Genomic DNA, 20,313 nt, shown 5'->3' on the forward strand with positions numbered 1-20,313 from the left:
GCTTCCGCCTGAGCCTGAGGGCTCGGCGCAAGACCGGGATTTTGTCGTTTCACCCCCGCGATTCCGCATCGCCATCCGTTCCCGCGCCATTCCGAGCCAGTCAGCCTCATGTCCGAAAAGCCGCAAAAGTCCGACAAAGACTATTCGAAGACCCTGTTCCTGCCGCAGACCGAATTCCCGATGCGCGCCGGCCTGCCGCAGCGCGAGCCGGAGATCCTCAAGCGCTGGTACGAGATCGGCCTCTACGAGAAACTGCGGGAGGCGGCCCGCGGCCGCGACAAGTTTGTGCTGCATGACGGCCCGCCCTACGCCAACGGCAACATCCATATCGGCACGGCGCTGAACAAGATCCTCAAGGATCTCGTCACCAAGAGCCAGCAGATGCTCGGCTTCGATTCCAACTACGTGCCCGGCTGGGACTGCCACGGGCTGCCGATCGAATGGAAGGTCGAGGAGGAAAACTATCGCAAGAAGGGCAAGCAGAAGCCCGACTTCCGCGACAGCGCCGCGATGATCGATTTCCGCAGGGAGTGCCGCGCCTACGCCACGCACTGGCTCAACGTGCAGCGCGAGGAGTTCAAGCGCCTCGGCGTGATCGGCGACTGGGCTCATCCCTACGCCACCATGAATTATCCGGCCGAAGCCCAGATCGCGCGCGAGCTGATGAAGTTTGCGGCCAACGGCACGCTCTATCGCGGCTCGAAGCCCGTGATGTGGAGCGTGGTCGAGAAAACCGCGCTCGCCGAGGCCGAGGTCGAGTACGAGGACTACACATCCGACATGGTCTGGGTGAAATTCCCGGTGACCTCGCCTGCGCACGGCGCGCTCGCTTCCGCAAGCGTCGTGATCTGGACCACCACGCCCTGGACGCTGCCCGGCAACCGCGCCATCTCGTTCTCGCCGAAGATCGCCTATGGCCTCTACAAGGTGACTGACGCGCCCGCGGACAATTGGGCCAAGACCGGCGATCTTCTGATCCTGGCCGACGCGCTCGCCGCAGAAGTCTTCAAGCAGGCGCGCGTGACCGCTTACGAGAAGGTCCGCGACATTCCTGGCGACACCATGGACGCGATCGAGTGCGCTCATCCGCTCAAAGGGCTCGCCGGCGGCTACGAATTCACCGTGCCGCTCTTGTCCGGCGACCACGTCACCGACGACACCGGCACCGGCTTCGTGCACACCGCACCGAGCCATGGCCGTGAGGACTTCGACGTCTGGATGGCGAACACGCGGGAGCTCGATTCCCGCAGCATCAACAGCGCGATTCCCTACACCGTCGACGAGAATGGCGCCTATACCGACCAGGCGCCGGGCTTCACTGGCAAGCGCGTCATCAACGACAAGGGCGAGAAGGGCGACGCCAACGAGGCCGTGATCAAGGCGCTGATCGAGGGCGGCAAGCTGCTGGCGCGCGGCCGCCTCAAGCACCAATATCCGCATTCCTGGCGCTCGAAGAAGCCGGTGATCTTCCGCAACACGCCGCAATGGTTCATCGCGATGGACAAGGACATTGCGAACGACGGCAAGACCAAGTCCGGCGACACGCTGCGCGCCCGCGCGCTGCACGCGATCTCGGTGACGCAATGGGTGCCGCCATCAGGCGAGAACCGCATCAACGGCATGATCGAGGCCCGCCCCGACTGGGTGATCTCGCGCCAGCGCGCCTGGGGCGTGCCGATCGCCGTGTTCGTGCGCGAGAAGGGCGACGGCTCGGCCGAGATCCTACAGGACGAGGCGGTCAACACCCGCATCGGCGATGCCTTCGAAAAGGAGGGCGCCGACGCCTGGTACGCGACGGGCGCGCGCGAGCGCTTCCTCGGATCGCGTACGAACGAAGATTGGCAGAAGGTCGACGACATTCTCGACGTCTGGTTCGATTCCGGCTCGACCCACGCATTCGTGCTCGAAGACCCCGTGCAATTCCCCGGTCTCGCCGGCATCAAGCGCAAGGTCGACGGCGGCACCGACACCGTGATGTATCTGGAAGGCTCGGACCAGCATCGCGGCTGGTTCCATTCCTCGCTGCTGGAGAGCTGCGGCACGCGCGGCCGCGCGCCCTACGATGTCGTGCTGACGCATGGCTTCACCCAGGCCGAGGACGGCCGCAAGATGTCGAAGTCGCTCGGCAACACCATCGAGCCGCAGGCCGTGATCAAGGAATCCGGCGCCGACATCCTGAGGCTCTGGGTCGCGTCCTGCGACTACACCGACGACCAGCGCATCGGGCCCGAGATCCTGAAGAACACGGTCGAGACCTATCGCAAGCTGCGCAACACCGTGCGCTGGATGCTCGGCACACTGCATCATTACAAGCCGGCTGAGGCGGTCGCGCCGGCCGAGATGCCCGAGCTCGAGCGGCTGATGCTGCACGAGCTCGCGCTCCGCGCCGAGCTGGTCCGCAAGGCCTATGAGACGTTCGACTTCAAGAGCGTGGTGGCAACGCTGTCCGCCTTCATGAACAGCGAACTCTCGGCGTTCTACTTTGACATCCGCAAGGACACGCTCTATTGCGATCCGCCGTCCTCGCCGGCGCGCAAGGCGGCGCTGACCACGATCGACCTGCTGTGCAATGCGATCCTGAAATGGCTGGCACCGGTCCTGAGCTTCACCGCGGAAGAGGCCTGGCGGATGTACCGGCCGGATGCCGAACCGTCGGTGCATCTGACGCTGTTCATGGAAGATCTCGAAAAGCTCCGCGACGACAGGCTCGCCGCGAAATGGGAGACGATCCGTGACGTTCGCCGCGTCGTCACCGGCGCGCTGGAGCTCGAACGCGCGGCCAAGAACATCGGCTCCTCGCTGGAGGCCTCGCCGGTGATCTATGTCGCCGACCGCGACATGCTGGCGACGCTGTTCGACACCGATCTCGCCGAGGTCTGCATCACCTCGAACTACGAGGTGCGCGAGGGCGAGGCGCCGGCCTCCGCATTCCGCCTCGATGCCGTACCCGGTGTCGCGGTCGTGGTGGAGAAGGCTGTCGGCACCAAATGCGCCCGCTCGTGGAAGATCTCGCCGACGGTCGGCGAAGACACCGAATACCCCGACGTCACCCCGCGCGACGCGAAAGCGCTGCGCGAATGGAGGGCGTTGGGCGTGAGCGTCTGATCGGCCTGCCATGACCCCGCTCCGCGCCGGTATCCTTTCGGCCGTCGTCACGCTCGTGGCTGACCAAGCCTCCAAGTTGTGGCTGCTGAACGGGTTCGACCTCGCCCGCAAGGGCGTGGTCAAGGTGACGCCGTTCTTCGACCTGGTGCTGGCCTGGAATATCGGGATCAGCTTCGGCTGGCTCCAGAACGACGGCCAGGCCGCGCAGCTCGCGCTGATGGCGGTGAAGGTCGTCGCGGTGATCGCGCTCGCGATCTGGATGGCGAGGTCGCAGACCCGGCTCGCCACCGTGGCGCTGGGGCTGATCATCGGCGGCGCCATCGGCAACGGCATCGACCGCCTGGTCTATGGCGCGGTGGTCGATTTCGCGCTATTCCACGTCGAAATCGGCGGAAATACCTATAATTGGTACGTCTTTAATCTGGCGGATGCGGGCATCGTTGCTGGGGTGGCGGCCCTATTGTATGATTCCTTCCTGGGGGTACCCGCCGCAAAAGCGCCCTGATCCCGGCCGATACGGACCGGCGGCGGAACCTTGCTTGGCGAGGCGTGGTCGCGCGAGACGCGGCAAGACTGGCACGGTCAGGACTGGCACGATCAAGACTGCCACAATATGGAACAGGTACAGGTATGCGCAGCTTCGAGACCAGCGGTTCGATCGGTCGAGACTCCCGGCGGGGACTTTGGCTGGCGCTGAAATTGTCGGCCGTCGCGCTCGGCGTCGGTCTCGTCCTGTCGTCAGGTCCGGTCCGCGCCGGTGACGACGATGATGACGACGACAGGACCTTCGAAGAGAAGCTCATCGACAACCTGATGTCCGGCATCGGTGCAAAAGGCATGGATAGCAAGGGCATCGAGTACCGCGAGCGGTCGCCGCTGGTGGTGCCGCCCAAGCTCGATTTGCCACCGCCCAGCTCTGACGCCCAGAACGCACCGAACTGGCCGAAGGATCCGGACGAGAAGCGCCGCAAGGAGGCCATCGCCGCGCGAAAGAAGGGGGGCCGCACCGGGGCAGAGGAGTACTGGAAAAATGCCCAGCCGCTGTCGCCCGCCGAGTTGAACGCCCATAAGACGGCTGCCGCCGATAGGACCAATGACCCGGTCCAGCCGGGCACCAACCCCGCTAACCCGACACTAAGTCCGTCCCAACTCGGTTTTACCGGCGGTCTGTGGAACATGATGACGGGCAACAAGAGCGAGTCCAAGCAATTCACCAGCGAGCCGCCGCGCCAATCGCTGGTCGAGCCGCCGCCGGGATACCAGACGCCTTCGCCGAACTACGCCTATGGCGCCGGAGAGGATAAGACGCGCCGAACCTATTTCGACGTTCGGTCCGGCAAGGAGAAGGAGCAATAAGCTCCTTGTCGGTCGCACGCAGGCGCGGCCCGGCCGCAATCATCCGGTGTAGGCCGGATGCGGCATATGACCTATTTTTAAGTACAACGCGACGGCGTTCTCTGCTTCGTGACCCGAAGCTCAACGCCGCGCGGTATAGCATGCCGTGCTTTCACGCCCGGACATCAGGGTCCAGGCCTTCACAAGGATCGTGATGTCCTCACACCGATCGATTGCCTTTCTCTTCGCCGCGCTGCTCTCGACATCCGCCCTCGACGTCGGCAGCGCATTCGCCCAGACGACGGTCACTTCCGCACCGCCCGCCAGCTTCACGCTCAGCAACGGCCTTCAGGTCGTGGTGATCCCGGACCACCGAACGCCCGTGGTCACGGAGATGATCTGGTACAAGGTCGGGTCGGCCGACGAGACGCCGGGCAAATCGGGACTTGCGCACTTCCTCGAACATCTGATGTTCAAGGGTACCTCGAAGCATCCTGTCGGCGAATTCTCCCAGACCGTGCTCCGCGTCGGCGGCAACGAGAACGCCTCGACCTCGGTCGACTACACCAACTACTACCAGCGGGTGCCGAAAGAGCAGCTCCCGACCATGATGGAGTTCGAGGCCGATCGCATGACCGGCCTGGTCCTCAAGGACGAGAACGTGCTGCCAGAGCGTGACGTCGTGCTCGAAGAGTACAACATGCGCGTCGCCAACAATCCGGACGCTCGGCTCAACGAGCAGATCATGGCCGCGCTCTACCTCAACCATCCCTATGGCCGGCCTGTGATCGGTTGGCACCAGGAGATCGAGAAGCTCGATCGCGAGGATGCGCTCGCCTTCTACCGCCGCTTCTACGCCCCGAACAACGCGATCCTGGTGATCGCCGGCGACGTCGAGGCCGCCGACGTGCGCCCTCTGGTCGAACGCAATTTCGGCCCGATCCCGGCCCAGCCGGCGATCCCCGCGCGCCGCGTTCGTCCGCAGGAGCCGGCCCCGGCGGCGCCGCGCACGGTGACGTTGGCTGACCCGCGCGTCGAGCAGCCGAGCGTTCGCCGCTATTACCTCGTGCCATCGGCGACGACGGCCGCGGCTGGCGAGAGCGCCGCGCTCGACGTGCTTGCGCAATTGATGGGCAGCGGCAGCAACTCCTATCTCTACCGCGCACTCGTGGTCGACAAGCCGCTCGCGGTCTCCGCCAGCGCCAGCTATTCCAGCATCTCGCTCGACCCGACCCAATTCGCGATCTCGGCCTCGCCGAAGTCGGGCGTCGGCTTCGCAGAGGTCGAGCAGGTCATCGACGGCGTCATTGCCGACATCGCGCAGAACCCGATCCGCGCCGAGGATCTCGAGCGGGTCAAGACCCAGCTGATTGCGGAAGCGATCTACGCCCAGGACAATCAGGCCGTGCTGGCACGCTGGTATGGCGGTGCACTGAGCACGGGTCTGTCGATCGAGGATATACGAAGCTGGCCCGACCGCATCCGCGCCGTCACAGCCGAGCAGGTTCGCGCCGCCGCGCAGAGATGGCTCGAGAAGAAGCGCTCGGTGACCGGCTATCTGATCAAGGACACCACCACCGCCGCCAAGCGCGAGGAGAAGCGTTCGTGACCCATCCTTTCCTTCGCGCACGCCATTTCGCACTGTCCCTCGCCACCGGTGCGGCCATCGCATTTGCCTCGGTCTCGCCGTCGCAGGCGGCGGCAAAAATCCAGCGACTGGTCTCGCCCGGCGGCATCGAGGCCTGGTTCGTCCAAGACGCGACCGTGCCGCTGATCGCCATGGAATATTCCTTTGCCGGCGGCTCGGCGCAGGACCCCAAGGGCAAACCGGGCGTCGCCAATCTGGTCAGCGACCTCCTCGACGAGGGCTCGGGCGACCTCGATTCGAAGACATTCCACGAGCGGCTCGACCGCCGTGCCATCGAGCTCTCCTTCAGCGCCACCCGCGACACCTTTCGCGGCAGCCTGCGCATGCTGCGCGACAACAAGGACGAGGCCTTCGACCTGCTGCGCTCCGCACTGACCTCGCCGCATTTCGACACGGTCGACGTCGAACGCATCCGTTCGCAGGTCATCTCGGGCCTGCGCCGCGAAAGCACGAATCCGACGTCGCTCGCGAGCCGTAAATTCCTGGAGATGACTTTCGGCGATCATCCCTACGGACGGCAGACCAACGGCTCGCTGGAGAGCGTGCCGACCATCACGATCGCCGATATGAAGGACTATGTCGGCCGCATCCTCGCCAAGGACACGCTGAAGGTCGCAGTCGTCGGCGACGTCGACCCGGCGACCCTGGGCAAGCTGCTCGATCACACCTTTGGCAGCTTGCCTGCCAAAGCCACCCTGGTGCCGGTCCCCGACGTCGAGGCAGCCAAGCCGCCGCAGCGCGCCTTCGTGCCGCTCGACGTGCCGCAAACCGTGATCACCTTCGGCGGTCCCGGCGTGATGCGCAACGATCCCAACTTCATGGCGGCTTATGTCGTCAACCACATCCTCGGCGGCGGCGGCCTGTCCTCGCGGCTTTATCACGAAGTCCGCGAGAAGCGCGGGCTGGCTTATTCGGTGTTCGAATCGTTGCTCTGGATGGAGCATTCGGGGATCTTCATCGGCAACACCGGCACCCGTGCCGACCGTGCCGGCGACACCATGGATGCCATCGAGAAGGAAGTGCGCCGCATGGCCGACGAGGGCCCGACCCAGAAGGAGCTCGACGAAGCCAAGTCCTATCTCAAAGGCTCGCAGATGCTGGCGCTCGACACCTCCTCGAAGCTCGCACAGGCGCTGCTGCAATACCAACAGGACAAGCTGCCGATCGACTATATCGAGAAGCGCAACGCCATCGTCGACGCGGTGACGCTGGACGACGCGAAAGCCGCGGCCAAGCGGCTGTGGGGCCAGGGCCTCCTGACCGTCATCGTCGGCCGCGCCCCGCAGGCTGCCGCGCAGCCAGTTGCGGCACCGCCGACCAAGTCGAACTGACGCGGGCTAAATTTCCTGGGATGGCCGGGCTTGTCCCGGCCATCTGCGTTTCCACCATCCACCATTGCCGAATATGGATGTTCCGCGATATGTCGTGACATCACGAATGGTGCCATCATGCTGCGGATATCCCGCGATCTCGTCATCGACGAGGACGACATCGAGATCGGCTTCGTCCGCGCCTCCGGCCCGGGCGGGCAGAACGTCAACAAGGTCTCGACCTCGGCGCAATTGCGCTTCGACACGCGCAAGCTGATCATCCCGGAAGATGCGGCGATACGTCTCGCCCGCATCGCCGGCCAGCGCATGACCAAGGACGGCGTCATCGTGATCCATGCCCAGCGCTTCCGCACCCAGGAGCGCAACCGGCAGGACGCCATCGACCGGCTCGTCGAGATCCTGACTGAGGCGATGATCCGGCCGACACCGCGCCGCGCGACACGTCCGACCTTCGCTTCCAAGCAACGCCGGCTCGACGGCAAGAAGCGCCGCAGCGACGTCAAGGCCGGCCGCGGCGGTCGCTTCGACGACTGAGAAGCCGTTCCGGAGCAACCGGCATGTGGGCATCCAGGACTTGCCTCATGCAATTGTGCGCGGGCGGGACTAAATTGAGCGCCCGAACGCCCTTCGAGTCGCACCATGCCCGTCCGCCAATTGCCAGAGCAAGTCGTCAACCGCATCGCCGCCGGCGAGGTGGTCGAGCGGCCGGCGAGCGTGGTCAAGGAACTCGTCGAGAACGCAATCGATGCCGGCGCGAGCCGGATCGACGTCTTCACCGATGGCGGCGGGCGGCGGCGGATCGGCATCACCGATGACGGCAGTGGGATGACCGCAAAGGACCTTGCGCTCGCGGTCGAGCGCCACGCCACCTCCAAGCTCGACGACGAAGATTTGCTCCAGATCCGCACGCTCGGGTTCCGCGGTGAGGCGCTGCCCTCGATCGGCTCGGTGGCACGTCTGTCCATCACCACGCGGCATTCGAGCGAGCCGCATGCCTGGGCGCTCGGCGTCGAGGGCGGCGAGAAATCAGAGATCATGCCGGCGGCGCTCGCGCATGGCACCCGTGTCGAGGTCAACGATCTCTTCTACGCGACGCCGGCGCGGCTGAAGTTCTTGAAAACCGATCGCACTGAGGCGGAGGCGATCCGCGAGGTGGTGCGGCGGCTCGCGATGGCAATGCCTGATATCGCCTTCACGCTCGCAGGCGAGGAGCGCGCGCCGGTGACCTGGGCCGCGGCGTTGCCCGGCGCAGCGGGGCGGCTGACACGGCTCGGCGACATCCTGGGCGCGGAGTTCCGCAGCCATGCTTTCGAGGTCCATGCCGAGCGCGAGGGTGTCGTCGTCTCCGGCTATGCCGCAGCACCGGCGCTGACCAAGGCCAACGCGCTCGGGCAATATCTCTTCGTCAACGGCCGCCCGGTGCGCGACAAGCTGATCCTCGGCGCGGTGCGCGGGGCCTATGCCGACTACCTGCCGCGCGACCGCCATCCGGTGCTGGCGCTGTTCGTCACGCTCGACCCGCGCGAGGTCGACGCCAACGTGCATCCAGCCAAGACCGAGGTGCGCTTCCGCGACGCCGGCCTCGTGCGCGCGCTGATCGTGCACGGGCTGAAGGAGGGTCTCGCACGCGAGGGCCGCCGCACCGCCGCCAATGGTGGCGAGAGCGCCTTGTCATCATTCCGGCCCGCCTTCACGGCGCCGCGTCCGGCAGGCTGGGACTGGCGCATCTCGCCGTCCGCTCCGGCCGCGCCGATGCCGTCATTCGAGGGCTTGGCCACGCCCGCCTTCGCCGAGCGCGCGCAGGCTGCGTTCGATGTCGGCGCGCCGAGCGCGGACATCAGGTTCGAGGCGCAGCCGGTGACCGATCTCGTCGATCGCCCGCTCGGCGCGGCACGCACGCAGCTCCACGAGACCTATATCGTGTCGCAGACCCGCGACGGATTGATCATCGTCGACCAGCATGCCGCGCATGAGCGCATCGTCTATGAACGGCTGAAGGCCTCGCTCGCCGCGAACGGCGTGCAGCGGCAGATTCTCTTGATCCCCGAGATCGTCGAGATGGACGAGGCGACTGTGGAACGGCTGCTCGAGCGCAGCGAAGAGCTGGCCTCGTTCGGCCTTGCGATCGAATCCTTCGGCCCTGGCGCGGTCGCGGTGCGCGAGACGCCGTCGCTGCTGGGCAAGACCAACGCCGGCGGCCTGCTGCGCGATCTCTCAGAGCACATGGCCGAATGGGACGAGGCGCTGCCGCTGGAACGCCGGCTGATGCATGTCGCCGCCACCATGGCCTGCCACGGCTCGGTGCGCGCCGGCCGACGGCTGCGGCCCGAGGAGATGAATGCCCTGCTGCGCGAGATGGAGGAGACGCCGAACTCGGGCCAGTGCAATCATGGCCGGCCGACTTATGTCGAGCTGAAGCTCGCCGATGTGGAGAAGCTGTTCGGGCGGCGATGAACTACGCGTTGCGCTTCAAGAACACGAACTCCGTGTCGTCATACGCGCGCCGCTCCAATTCCTCAAATCCTTCCGGCGCCGCGAACTGCGCGGCTTTCGCCTCTTCCACCACCAGCAACGCACCCGGCGTCAGCCAGCCGCCGTCACGCAAGGACGCCAGCGCCTTCTCCGCAAAGCCCTTGCCATAGGGCGGATCGAGAAACACCAGCGAGAACGGTTCGACCGGATGCGCGGGGCCGAGATCGGTCGCGTCGCGGCGATAGACTTTTGTGACGCCGCCGAGGCCGAGCGCCTCCACGTTGTTGCGGAGCAGCGCGCGCGCCTCGGCGCCGTTGTCCACGAACAGCGTGAACTTTGCGCCGCGCGAGGACGCCTCGATGCCCAGCGCGCCGGTGCCGGCGAAGAGATCGAGCACGCGCGCGTCCTCGATCGGATTGTCATAGGCATGCACGAGGATGTTGAACACGGACTCGCGCAGGCGATCCGCCGTGGGACGGATGTCGCGCGAGGACGGTGAGGCGAGATTGCGCCCCTTCAAGCGACCGCCGACCACGCGCATGCTACTCGTCCCGCGGCGTCAAATCGCGCTTGCCGTGATAGCCGCGCTTGGGACGGCGCGGCGGGCCGTAGCCGTTGGCCTCTTCCTCGTTGCGCTCGCGCGCCTCGTCGCTGCCGGTGCGCTGCACCAGCACGCGGCGGCCCTTGCGGTCGGCGATCACAGCGCGCTTGGACGTCTTCTCGCCCTCGCCTGACGACTTCTTCGGCACGTCGAACTGCGCGCCCGACTTCTCGATCACCTTGTCGCCGAGCTGCTCGCGCAGCACGCGGGCGCGGATTTCCTCGACCTGCCCCTCGGGGACTTCGCCGAGCTGGAACGGACCGTAGGAGACGCGGATCAGGCGGTTCACCTCGAGCCCGAGATGGGCGCAGACGTTGCGCACCTCGCGGTTTTTGCCTTCGCGGATCGCGAACACCAGCCAGACATTGGCGCCCTGATCGCGCTCCAGCGTCGCTTCGATCGGACCGTACTTGACCCCCTCGACCTCGATGCCGTCCTTGAGCTGGTCGAGCTGAGCCTGGGTGATGTCGCCGTGGGCGCGGACGCGGTAGCGGCGCAGCCAGCCGGTGTCAGGCAGCTCGAGCGTGCGCGCGAGGCCGCCGTCATTGGTGAGCAGCAAGAGGCCCTCGGTGTTGAAGTCGAGCCGGCCGATCGAGATCAGGCGCGGCAGGCCTTCGGGCAGATTGTCGAACACGGTCGGACGCCCCTCCGGGTCGTCATGCGTCGTCATCAGCCCGCGCGGCTTGTGATAGAGGAACAGCCGCGTGCGCTCGCGCTCTGGCAACGGCTTGCCGTCGACCAGGACGACGTCGTTCCTGGTGATGTCGAGCGCCGGCGAGTTGATCACGCGGCCATTGACGGTGACGCGGCCTTGCGTGACCATCTCCTCGGCATCCCTGCGCGAAGCGAGGCCCGCACGCGCCAGTGCCTTGGCGATGCGCTCGCCTTCCTTCTTCGGCTTCGGCGCTTCCTCGCGGCGCGGCCGTCCTTCGAAATCACGCTCGCGCGCACGATAGGCGCCGCGGCCGCCGAAGGCCGGGCGCTTCTCGAAGATCCTGCTCTCGTCTTCGTTGTCACGGCGCGGACGATCGCCGAAGCGACCTTCGCTGCGCGGATGCTCGTGCCAGTCGGAGCGCCCCTCGGGGCGCTCACGCGGGCGGTCGAATTTGGGGCGGTCACGGAACGGGCGATCGCCCGATGCACGATCATCGCGCGAGCGCGAGAAGCGCGGACGGTCGTCACCGCGGCCGCCGTCGCGACGGTCGTCACGCTTCTGCCAGGGCTTGTCCTCGCCGCGATCGCGGCCGCCAAAATCCTTGCGCGGGCCGCGATCCGGTGCGCCTCGCGAAAACTTTCGTTCGCCGTCGAACTTGCGCTCCGGACGCTCGCCACGCGGCGCGCGATCGCCGCGATCGAAATTCGGGCGGTCGCCACGGGGCTTGAAGCTGCGCTCGCCACGATCCTCGCGCGGGCCGCGATCCGGCCCGCCGCGCGAAAACTTGCGTTCGCCGTCGAACTTGCGCTCCGGACGGTCGCCGCGCGGCGCATAGGGCCGCTTGTCGCCGAACTTCTTGTCGCCGAAGCGACCTGCCGGACGAGCGTCATCGCGATCCCTGCGCGGCGGACGGTCGTCGCGGCCATGGGACGGACGATCACCGCGCGGCTTGAAGGAGCGCTTCTCGCCATCGCGCGGTCCGCGATCGGAGAAGGGGCGGTCGCCACGCGGCTTGAAGCTGCGCTCGCCGCGACCCTCGCCACCGCGATCGTCGCGCTTGAAGCGTGGACGGTCGGAAAAATCGCGGCGCGGCGCATCGCCCTCCTCGCGGCGGCGGAAGGGACGGCTGTCGCGGTCGCCCCGCCCCTCGCTCTTGCCCTCGAAGCCGCGCTTGGCGAATTTCTTCTCGGGGCCGCGCGGCTTGCCGCTGCGGCCGCCTTTGGCCGGGCCTCGCCGGCCGCGGGAATCGTTGTCTTTGTCGCTGTCGCGAGGCATGAATGATCTCACTCAGGGGATGGCCGTTGGCATTGTGCGCGCTCGTTCCGAGCCGCATGCTCAGGCAAAATCGGTTAAGCACTTCTGCTGAAGGCGCAGCTACTAGCAGGTTTCTTCGGATGATACGAGGCTTGAAAGCCCCCTCTTTCATGGATTTGGCGCTCAAAACGGCCGAAAATGCCGGAAAGGCGGGCGAAGTTCCGATCGGGTGCGTCATCGTCCGCGATTGCGAGATCATCGCCGCCGCCGGTAACCGGACGCTGACCGATTACGACCCCACCGGACACGCCGAAATCATTGCGCTGCGCGAGGCAGCGAGGAAGATCGGCAGCGAGCGCCTGGTCGACTGCGACCTCTACGTGACGCTGGAGCCATGCACCATGTGTGCGGGCGCGATCTCGTTTGCAAGGGTCCGGCGGCTCTATTACGGCGCGGCCGACCCCAAGGGCGGCGCAGTCGAGTCAGGCGTGCGGTTCTTTGCCTCGCCCACCTGCCACCACGCCCCGGACGTCTATTCCGGGGTCGGCGAGAGCGAGGCGTCGCGGCTGCTCAAGGAGTTCTTTCGCGAGCGGCGCTAGGTGCCCGCGAAAAACGCGCGCAGCGCCTTCGCTGTGACGTCGGGGTTCTCCTCGGTGAGGAAGTGGCCGGAATCGACCGGCTGTCCGTCGACGTTGGTGGCCCATTGCTTCCAGACGTCGAGCGGCGTCGCCGCGGCCTGGGCGATGCCGACGCCGCCCCACAGCGCCAGCATGGGCACGGTGATCTTCTTGCCCGCCTCGAAATCGGCCTTGTCGAGGTCGTAGTCGATGTAAGCGCCGGCGCGGTAGTCCTCGCACATCGCGTGCACGCGGGCGGGATCGCGGAACGGGGCGATGTAGTGTTCGAGCGCGCGCTTGTCGATCGCGTCCAGCGTCTTCGACTTGGTCTGGCTCGCCATCTTGAAGCGCAGGAAGAATTCGCCGTTGCCGGATATCAGCGTCTCCGGCAGCGGCGCGGGCTGGGCGAGAAACGTCCAGTGATAGATCTTCAGCGCATAGGCGCGGTTCATCCGCTCCCAGTAATTATAGGTCGGCAGGATATCGAGCACGGCGAGCTTCGACAGCCGGCCGGGATGATCGAGCGCGAGGCGGTACGAGACGCGGCCGCCGCGGTCGTGGCCGGCGAGCGCGAAGTGGACGTGGCCGAGCTGCTCCATCGCCTCGACCATCGCTTTCGCCATCGCGCGCTTGCTGTAGGGCATGTGCAGCGCATCGCTCTCGGGCATGTCGGACCAGCCATAGCCCGGCAGGTCCGCGATGATCAGCGTGAACTGGGAGGCGAGCTCGGGCGCCACGCGATGCCACATCACATGCGTCTCGGAGAAGCCGTGCAGCAGGAGCAGCGGCGGCCCCTTGCCACCGACGCGGGCGAAGATGCGGCCGAACGAGGTGTCGATCCATTCGGAGGCGAAGCCGGGATAGAGGTCGGCGAGATCGGACATCTTCTTGCATCCTTATCTGGTCAATCGCGGGGGCACCTCGACCAAGAATCGAAAACAACCCCATGCACAGTAGCGGTATTATCATCGGGGCTACTAACCCCAAAATCCCATTGTGCATTTCTGGGATGTCGAGAAGCGCGCTCAGAACTCGGATCACCTCTCCCGAGGGGAGAGGTCGGATCGCATCGATAGATGCGATCCGGGTGAGGGGTTACTCTGCACCGAGTTTGCCGCGCCCCCTCACCCGCGCCTTCGACGCGACCTCTCCCCGATGGGGAGAGGTGATTAGCCCTTGGCCTTCTCGGCTTCCACCGCCTGCCAGCCGATGTCGCGGCGGCAGAAGCCCTCCGGCCAGTTGATGCGGTCGACGGCCTGATAGGCGCGCGCCTGCGCCTCGGTCACGGTCGCCCCCAGCGCGCAGACATTGAGGACGCGGCCGCCATTGGCGAGGATGGCGCCGTCCTTCGCCACCGTGCCGGCGTGGAAGATCTCGACAGTGTCGACCTTGGCCGCGTCATCGAGCCCCTCGATGCGCGTGCCCTTCTGATAGTCGCCGGGATAGCCCTTCGCCGCCATCACCACCGTGAGCGCGGATTCCGGATACCAGCGAAGGTCGAAGTTCTTCAGCTGGCCGTCGCACGACGCCAGGAACGCCGGCACGATGTCGCTCATCATGCGCAGCATCAGCACCTGGCATTCAGGATCGCCGAAGCGGACGTTGAACTCGAACAGCTTCGGGCCCTGCGTCGTCAGCATGATGCCGGCGTAGAGAATGCCGCGGAACGGCGTGCCGCGCTGCTTCATGCCCGCCACTGTCGGCAGGATGATCTTGGCCATGATCGCATCGTGGATCGCCGGCGTCACCAAAGGCGTCGGCGAATAGGCGCCCATGCCGCCGGTGTTCGGGCCGACGTCATGGTCGAACACGCGCTTGTGGTCCTGCGCCGAGGCCAGCGGAATGGCCGTCTCGCCGTCGCAGAGCGCAAAGAAGCTGATCTCGCGGCCGGGCAGGAACTCCTCGATCACGACCTCGGTGCCGGCATCGCCAAAGGCGCCCTCGAACATCATGGCGATGGCGTCCTCGGCCTCGCGCACGGTTTTCGCGACGACGACGCCCTTGCCGGCGGCAAGGCCGTCGGCCTTCACCACGATCGGCGCGCCCTGGCTCTGCACATAGGCGCGCGCCTCATCGGCATTGGTGAAGCGCTTGTACGCGCCGGTCGGAATGCCGAACTCGGTGCAGAGCGCCTTGGTAAAGCCCTTGGAGCTTTCGAGCTGGGCCGGGATCCTGTTCGGCCCGAACGCCTTGATGCCGGCTGCGGTGAGATCATCGACGATGCCGGCCGCCAGCGGCGTCTCCGGCCCGACCACGACCAGCTCGACCGCGTTCGTCTTGCAGAAGGCGATCACGGCGGCATGGTCAGCCACATCGAGCGCCACGCATTCCGCCTCCCGCGCGATGCCGGCATTGCCGGGCGCGCACCAGAATTTGGTCACCAGGGGAGAGGCTGCGATCTTCCACGCCAGGGCATGTTCGCGGCCGCCGGAACCAAGCAGGAGAATGTGCATCGAAGGCTCGAAATGAGGGGTTTTGCTGGGGGCGGAGGTCGCACGAATCGGGGTGGGGCTCAAGGGGGATGGCCCGAACTCCCCCGGCATTCCAGGGGCGCCCTTTTGGATGCGGGCGCGCAGGAGCCCAGCGGTGCGCCCCTCCGCTCGCTTGCTTCGACCAGAACGCTAAACGGCACTTGAGGCGGGCCACCATCCGCGACACTCTCGGGCCTCGGTGCTGTCCAGAGTAGCAACTTGGCCTGAGGATTGCCGGATGCCTAATTACGAGAAACCGACCAAAACGCTAATGACAGAATGGGCGAGCCAACACCTCGTTCCCAATCAGATTTTCACGAAAGCTGAGCCGGTTCGCTGGTTCGCGGAGCATTTTCCGAAAACCAGATCGACAACGGTGACTATGCACGTGGATGGGATGTCTACGAACAATCTCAATCGCCGGCACCATCCATCAATCAAACCGGGAAGCGGCCATGACCTGTTCTACAAATTGAACTCATCCCAATATCGGCTCTACGCACCTGAGACCGATCCGAAACCACTTTATAAAGAAACCATCGAAAAGGGCGAACAACCCATCGACCCGGGTGCGATTACAACAGCCGGTGAAACGGAAGATGAAGAGGAATACGGGGCGAAGGGCGCTTCGGAGTTCGCGTTCGAACGTGACCTGCAAAATTATCTCGTGAAAAACCTCCATATGGTCGAGCCGGGATTGAGGCTGTACGAGGATGAAGGAATATCAGGCGTTCAATACCCAGTCGGTGGCCGGTTCATCGACATTCTTGCGGTCGATCACGAGGGTAAGCTTGTTGTCATCGAGTTGAAGGTGTCGCGAAGCTATGATCGGGTTATAGGTCAGTTGTTGCGGTACATGGGGTGGGTAGAACGGAACATAGACGGTGCGAAGCAGGTCAGAGGAGTTATTGTCGCAAACGAAATATCGGAGGACCTCAAACTTGCTTGTTCGCGCATTCCGGATGTAAGGCTCATCGAATATAAAATAGCGTTTTCTCTCAGGCGGGTGTGACTTGCGGCCCTGCACGTTCGGTCAAACATGCCCAATCGGGATATGAGGGAGCCTTTCGAAGTGATTGAATTACGGTGACATTGCACTAAATAAAGCCTTTAGCGACTGGTCCGCGCGTGCTTCTCAGCGTTGACCGCCTCCAAGGCGTACATCAGTAGTCCTCGCAGAGATGACGCTTGCCGGGCAAACTCTAGCGCCTCCGCTGCATTCGGGATTTGTGCCTCACCATGCGCGATTGCGTTGCGCGCTTTGCGCAAGGTCTCATAGAGATCGACAGCCTCCATGGGAATGTGCCCGGCTTTCACTAACTTGACGATCAACGCCCCGCCCCTCGACCGTATTTGAAGCGCCTCGCTAAGTTGTTGCAGAGCATCGTTCACACCTTCGAAGGCGTTGAAGACGCTCTCGGATGAACCGTCACCCGTAGAGAGGGGAGCCGCGCGCTGCACGGGCGCAACAGGAATGGCAGGTGGTGGCACGATCTCCGGGGCAGGTGCTGTCACCGGAGGCATTTCGTATTTTTCTTCAAGAGCGGATGGCAGATCGGGCGCAGGCAACGGCTTCGCTTCGTCGAGAATCTCTGTGCCTTTCTCAAGAAGCTGCCCGAACTTAACGGTAGCTCCGCCAAAGCTCAACTCGAGAATGCGCTCGGCCAGCGCTCCGATCTGCTTGCGGAGAGACCAGAGAGCACGAGCACGACTACGGGCCACGCTAGGTGTCCAGTCATCGCCACAGTGAATTGTAACCAGCTCATGGGCGGCTCAAGCTCTGCGCTAAATGGATACGTCGCAAGAATCAACATGCAACTACGGTGACAGTGCACAGAATTCCAAGGGCCAAGCACTAGTTGCCCCGTTTAGTGCACTGTCACCGTAATTTCCATGCAGGCGATGAAAAGCTGAATATCAGTGAGCGCCATTTCCGCTATTCCGGCAGATCTATTACCTGATGCAGATTGGTGACGCGGTAACCGGCGGGCCGACCGCCGGACAACTGGACGTTCACGTCAACGATGAAGCCCTTCTTATAAACGTTGTCGTCGGCTTCGCGCACCTCGTGCTTGATCCTCTGTTCGGCCAGCTCCGACGCATAGATCAGCGGCAGATCGCGCGGGGAAATATCCTCGATTGCCACGCGCTCGCCGGTTCGCTTGCCCATCACTGAGTCTTTGACGTTGGATTGTTTAAACGTCATCAGCACGCGCCGATGATCTGCTGTCGTCGAAGACGATTCCAGTTGCAGCTTCTGGTCCTCAATCTGTCGCTGCGCCTCACGCGCTTGCAAGGTGTCGAATGACAATGCAGCTCGAACCTTCTTCTTGCCGTCCTCGAAGACGACGGCCTTCAATCTCGCATGCCCGTTGGGATCGTTGGCGATGGCGACGACCGATCCCATCAAGTCCTTGAGGTCCGAGCGCGTTGCCTCGGGTTCTTTCGTACCGCCCAGATACTTGCCGAGTACCGCGCTATAGTTGCGCACGAATTTTTCGACGATCTGAATTTGCTCGACCACGTTGACGACTGCGCTCAATCCCTGCATCGCCCATGGGATCAGATCGGCCTCGATCGAGCCAGCGCGCACCTCGCGCACGTAGATTTTGGCGTCGCCAGCCAGCTCCGGATAGTCGGAGCGCACAAACTTTTCGTACTGGCTCGCGATGGAAGAAAATGCTGAGACAAAATCGCCTAATTCAATCGGTCGTTTGGTTTCAATGTTCAAAACGATGTGGGGTAACACATCCGGTTTGCGTCGCGCCATAAAGCCGATTCCCCCTGAAGGAATGCCGATTGCATTATACTCGCAACACGCGCGAAAAGCTATGATCGACGATGGTCGTAGGCTTTAGCTTGGCTGCGGAAATAGACCCCTCACCCAAGCGAACACTGGGCTATCAGCGTTCATGCCCTCTCCCACAAGGTGCGAAGGCACAATCATCGGCATGGCAGCCCTATACCTGCTTCCCCGCAATAATCTCCTGCAACGTCGCCACATGCCGCGCGAAAGCTCCTCGGCCCGCCGCCGTAACAGTCACCGTCGTCTGCGGCTTCTTGCCCACAAAAGCCTTGTCGACCGAAACGTACCCCGCCTTCGCCAGCGTCTCGATATGGGCGCCGAGATTGCCGTCGGTGGCGCCGGTGAGCTTCTTCAGCCGTGCGAATTCCAGGCCTGACGCGACCGGGAGTGCGTTCAGGGCCGCCATGATCTTCAGCCGCAAGGGCTGATGGATGATGTCGTCGAGCTCGGCCATCAGATTCGCCGCATCCAGAGACCGCCGAGGATGAGGCCGCCGCCGTTGACGAAGGCCATCCAGAGCGGGAAGGCCTCGCCGATGAAGAAGAAGCCGATCAGCGTCAGCGCGATGATACCGAGGCCGATCGCGACGAAGGCGGTGCCGAACCAGAGGCCGGCGAGCGTGTAGAACAGCATGAAATAAACAGGCCAGAAGGCGCCGAGCTCGCGCGGGCCGAAATGGCCGAGCACGCTGGTGCAGATGTTGCCGAAGGCGAAGAACAGCGCGAAGACCAGCACGATCCTGACGTCGAAGGCCTGGGTCTGGCCCTGGATTTGCGACGGCGTCAGCAGCCGGATCGCAATGAGGCCGCCGACACCGAGGATGTCGACGGCGGGCCAGGCGTACTTCGCGTAGAACGGCCAGAGCCAGGTGATGAGGTTGCCCGCGAAGACCAGAACGCCCCACCACAGCGCTGCCAGGCTCGCCAGTTCGTAGAGCTGCGATTGCTTCACGCGCTGGACGATGTCGTCAATGTCCGCCAGCGCGGCGGACGCCTCCTTGCTGTCGATCATGACTGGTTCGCTCCGCGCGTCGCCACGTCCTCGGCGATCGCATTGACGGCCTTCGGATTGGTGACCATGCCCATGTGGTTGACGCCGTCGATGATCCTGACGTCGATATCAGGCCTGATGGCCTGCACGGTCTCGGCGTATTTGCCTGATATCATCATCTCGTCCTCGGCGCCGCCGAAGATCGTCATCGGATGCGTCACGGCGGGCAGATCGAGGCGATAGCCGCGCGTCGCAAAGTTGCGCATCAGGCGATCGGAATAGGTCGCCGTCAGAATCCGCTCGGAATTCGCAGGGACGGCGAAGGCGAGCACCGGAAGCTGCGAGCAGCAGTCGATGCCGAGCTTGCGAAGCGCGGTGAGCCCGATGAAGCGCGGGATGTCGGCATTGGCCCAGCCGCCGGAATGCGGCCTGTTGGTCGGCGCGTCATAGCCGAGATAGGGCGCGACCAGCACGGTGCGGACGAACAGGTCCTGGACGATCGGCGTCGCGGCGATGCGCAGCGAGAAGCCGCCGCCGGCGGAATGGCCGACCAGTGTCAGCGGCAGATCCGGCGCGGTCTTGCGGATTTGGGCGACGAAGTCGACGAGGTCGTCTTCGAGCTGGCCGACATAGAAGATGTCGCCGCGCGTGCCCGAAGCGCCGTGGCCGCGCGTGTCCAGCGCCCAGGTCTCGACGCCGTGTGCGGCCATCGCCGCCGTCAGGGCGTGATTGACGGTGGCGGATGAGCCCGAGGAGCCGTGGATGAAGATGGCGCCGCGGTCGGTGGCTGCTCCCTTCGGCTGGTAGTGCCGGTAGCCGAGCCAGGTGCCGTCGCGCGCCTGGAAACGCTCGAGCGGCGGCAAGGTGGACCAGTCGATGCCTTTGACCGACTCCGAGACGGAGCGCATCTCCGCCGGCCGCTCCAGCGGCGTGGCGATCAGGGCGGTGAGGATCAACGCCGCGGCACCGACCGCGCACAGGCCCCATTTGAGCAAGCCCAGCACCCCTCGCAGCAACCGCATCGCCAT

At 64.6% G+C, this 20,313-nt stretch carries 18 protein-coding genes; 9 read left to right on the forward strand and 9 right to left on the reverse strand.

All coding sequences use genetic code 11. The annotated features are described in order from the left end of the window. The first annotated feature begins 108 nt into the window (after positions 1–108). From ileS to mutL, 7 genes are all read left to right on the forward strand, one after another. Positions 109–3,105: an isoleucine--tRNA ligase gene (gene ileS, locus XH90_RS29850; RefSeq protein WP_194477836.1), complete on the forward strand. Its 2,997-nt coding sequence runs from the start codon at positions 109–111 to the stop codon at positions 3,103–3,105. A 10-nt stretch (positions 3,106–3,115) separates the two neighbouring features. After that, entirely contained in the window at positions 3,116–3,610 is a 495-nt protein-coding gene (gene lspA / locus XH90_RS29855; RefSeq protein WP_194477837.1) for a signal peptidase II, read from the forward strand. A gap of 125 nt (positions 3,611–3,735) precedes the next feature. Next, positions 3,736–4,461, forward strand: coding sequence for a hypothetical protein (locus XH90_RS29860; protein ID WP_194477838.1), 726 nt, complete (start codon positions 3,736–3,738; stop codon positions 4,459–4,461). Positions 4,462–4,654: 193 nt separating this feature from the next. Then, the gene (locus XH90_RS29865) at positions 4,655–6,049 is read left to right on the forward strand and encodes a pitrilysin family protein (RefSeq protein WP_194477839.1); all 1,395 of its coding nucleotides are present in this window, start codon (positions 4,655–4,657) and stop codon (positions 6,047–6,049) included. Beyond that, on the forward strand, positions 6,046–7,419 hold the full coding sequence (locus tag XH90_RS29870; protein WP_194477840.1) for a pitrilysin family protein: 1,374 nt from the start codon (positions 6,046–6,048) through the stop codon (positions 7,417–7,419). Before XH90_RS29865 ends, XH90_RS29870 begins: the two co-directional genes overlap by 4 nt. A 117-nt stretch (positions 7,420–7,536) precedes the next feature. Further along, positions 7,537–7,953, forward strand: coding sequence for an alternative ribosome rescue aminoacyl-tRNA hydrolase ArfB (gene arfB / locus XH90_RS29875; RefSeq protein WP_194477841.1), 417 nt, complete (start codon positions 7,537–7,539; stop codon positions 7,951–7,953). A 105-nt stretch (positions 7,954–8,058) separates the two neighbouring features. Beyond that, complete coding sequence (gene mutL, locus XH90_RS29880; protein WP_194477842.1) at positions 8,059–9,873, forward strand: DNA mismatch repair endonuclease MutL; 1,815 nt, start codon at positions 8,059–8,061, stop codon at positions 9,871–9,873. A 1-nt stretch (position 9,874) separates the two neighbouring features. Here mutL and rsmD read toward each other — a convergent pair whose 3' ends face one another. After that, positions 9,875–10,432: a 16S rRNA (guanine(966)-N(2))-methyltransferase RsmD gene (rsmD, locus tag XH90_RS29885; protein WP_194477843.1), complete on the reverse strand. Its 558-nt coding sequence runs from the start codon at positions 10,430–10,432 to the stop codon at positions 9,875–9,877. A 1-nt stretch (position 10,433) separates the two neighbouring features. After that, positions 10,434–12,422 (reverse strand): pseudouridine synthase, encoded by a 1,989-nt coding sequence (locus XH90_RS29890; RefSeq protein WP_194477844.1) that lies wholly within the window; start codon positions 12,420–12,422, stop codon positions 10,434–10,436. Positions 12,423–12,541: 119 nt separating this feature from the next. On the opposite strand from XH90_RS29890, the gene XH90_RS29895 reads away from it, so the two are divergent. Then, positions 12,542–13,000 (forward strand): nucleoside deaminase, encoded by a 459-nt coding sequence (locus XH90_RS29895; RefSeq protein WP_194482856.1) that lies wholly within the window; start codon positions 12,542–12,544, stop codon positions 12,998–13,000. Here XH90_RS29895 and XH90_RS29900 read toward each other — a convergent pair. Next, entirely contained in the window at positions 12,997–13,902 is a 906-nt protein-coding gene (locus XH90_RS29900; RefSeq protein WP_194477845.1) for an alpha/beta fold hydrolase, read from the reverse strand. The two genes, XH90_RS29895 and XH90_RS29900, sit on opposite strands and share 4 nt — an antisense overlap. 285 nt (positions 13,903–14,187) lie before the next feature. Then, entirely contained in the window at positions 14,188–15,471 is a 1,284-nt protein-coding gene (purD, locus tag XH90_RS29905) for a phosphoribosylamine--glycine ligase (protein WP_194477846.1), read from the reverse strand. Positions 15,472–15,727: 256 nt separating this feature from the next. Between purD and XH90_RS29910 the strand changes: the two genes are divergently transcribed. Further along, entirely contained in the window at positions 15,728–16,501 is a 774-nt protein-coding gene (locus XH90_RS29910; RefSeq protein WP_194477847.1) for an endonuclease NucS domain-containing protein, read from the forward strand. 98 nt (positions 16,502–16,599) lie between these two features. Here the strand turns inward: XH90_RS29910 and XH90_RS29915 are convergent, their stop codons facing one another. The 5 genes from XH90_RS29915 to XH90_RS29935 all read right to left on the reverse strand — a co-directional run bounded on the left by XH90_RS29915 (position 16,600) and on the right by XH90_RS29935 (position 20,313). Further along, positions 16,600–17,211 carry a hypothetical protein gene (locus tag XH90_RS29915; protein WP_194477848.1) on the reverse strand — a complete coding sequence of 204 codons (612 nt, stop codon included), beginning with the start codon at positions 17,209–17,211 and terminating at the stop codon, positions 16,600–16,602. 214 nt (positions 17,212–17,425) lie between these two features. Next, positions 17,426–18,259 carry a hypothetical protein gene (locus tag XH90_RS29920; RefSeq protein ID WP_194477849.1) on the reverse strand — a complete coding sequence of 278 codons (834 nt, stop codon included), beginning with the start codon at positions 18,257–18,259 and terminating at the stop codon, positions 17,426–17,428. 190 nt (positions 18,260–18,449) lie between these two features. Continuing rightward, on the reverse strand, positions 18,450–18,749 hold the full coding sequence (locus tag XH90_RS29925; RefSeq protein ID WP_194477850.1) for a transcriptional regulator: 300 nt from the start codon (positions 18,747–18,749) through the stop codon (positions 18,450–18,452). Continuing rightward, positions 18,749–19,306, reverse strand: a complete 558-nt coding sequence (locus XH90_RS29930) for a hypothetical protein (RefSeq protein WP_194477851.1) — start codon at positions 19,304–19,306, stop codon at positions 18,749–18,751. Before XH90_RS29930 ends, XH90_RS29925 begins: the two co-directional genes overlap by 1 nt. Beyond that, complete coding sequence (locus tag XH90_RS29935; protein WP_194477852.1) at positions 19,303–20,313, reverse strand: alpha/beta hydrolase; 1,011 nt, start codon at positions 20,311–20,313, stop codon at positions 19,303–19,305. The genes XH90_RS29930 and XH90_RS29935 overlap by 4 nt, the downstream gene beginning before the upstream one ends.

It is taken from the genome of Bradyrhizobium sp. CCBAU 53338 (genome assembly GCF_015291665.1).
GTDB lineage: Bacteria > Pseudomonadota > Alphaproteobacteria > Rhizobiales > Xanthobacteraceae > Bradyrhizobium.

What these genes read in the sequence shown, in the direction of transcription:
- rsmD (WP_194477843.1), bottom strand. Translation starts at nt 10,432, where the DNA reads ATGCGCGTGGTCGGCGGTCGCTTGAAGGGGCGCAATCTCGCCTCACCG.
- XH90_RS29900 (WP_194477845.1), bottom strand. Translation starts at nt 13,902, where the DNA reads ATGTCCGATCTCGCCGACCTCTATCCCGGCTTCGCCTCCGAATGGATC.
- ileS (WP_194477836.1), top strand. Translation starts at nt 109, where the DNA reads ATGTCCGAAAAGCCGCAAAAGTCCGACAAAGACTATTCGAAGACCCTG.
- XH90_RS29910 (WP_194477847.1), top strand. Translation starts at nt 15,728, where the DNA reads ATGCCTAATTACGAGAAACCGACCAAAACGCTAATGACAGAATGGGCG.
- XH90_RS29920 (WP_194477849.1), bottom strand. Translation starts at nt 18,259, where the DNA reads ATGGCGCGACGCAAACCGGATGTGTTACCCCACATCGTTTTGAACATT.
- XH90_RS29925 (WP_194477850.1), bottom strand. Translation starts at nt 18,749, where the DNA reads ATGGCCGAGCTCGACGACATCATCCATCAGCCCTTGCGGCTGAAGATC.
- arfB (WP_194477841.1), top strand. Translation starts at nt 7,537, where the DNA reads ATGCTGCGGATATCCCGCGATCTCGTCATCGACGAGGACGACATCGAG.
- purD (WP_194477846.1), bottom strand. Translation starts at nt 15,471, where the DNA reads ATGCACATTCTCCTGCTTGGTTCCGGCGGCCGCGAACATGCCCTGGCG.
- XH90_RS29860 (WP_194477838.1), top strand. Translation starts at nt 3,736, where the DNA reads ATGCGCAGCTTCGAGACCAGCGGTTCGATCGGTCGAGACTCCCGGCGG.
- XH90_RS29890 (WP_194477844.1), bottom strand. Translation starts at nt 12,422, where the DNA reads ATGCCTCGCGACAGCGACAAAGACAACGATTCCCGCGGCCGGCGAGGC.
- mutL (WP_194477842.1), top strand. Translation starts at nt 8,059, where the DNA reads ATGCCCGTCCGCCAATTGCCAGAGCAAGTCGTCAACCGCATCGCCGCC.
- XH90_RS29935 (WP_194477852.1), bottom strand. Translation starts at nt 20,313, where the DNA reads ATGGCGATGCGGTTGCTGCGAGGGGTGCTGGGCTTGCTCAAATGGGGC.
- lspA (WP_194477837.1), top strand. Translation starts at nt 3,116, where the DNA reads ATGACCCCGCTCCGCGCCGGTATCCTTTCGGCCGTCGTCACGCTCGTG.
- XH90_RS29865 (WP_194477839.1), top strand. Translation starts at nt 4,655, where the DNA reads ATGTCCTCACACCGATCGATTGCCTTTCTCTTCGCCGCGCTGCTCTCG.
- XH90_RS29930 (WP_194477851.1), bottom strand. Translation starts at nt 19,306, where the DNA reads ATGATCGACAGCAAGGAGGCGTCCGCCGCGCTGGCGGACATTGACGAC.
- XH90_RS29895 (WP_194482856.1), top strand. Translation starts at nt 12,542, where the DNA reads ATGATACGAGGCTTGAAAGCCCCCTCTTTCATGGATTTGGCGCTCAAA.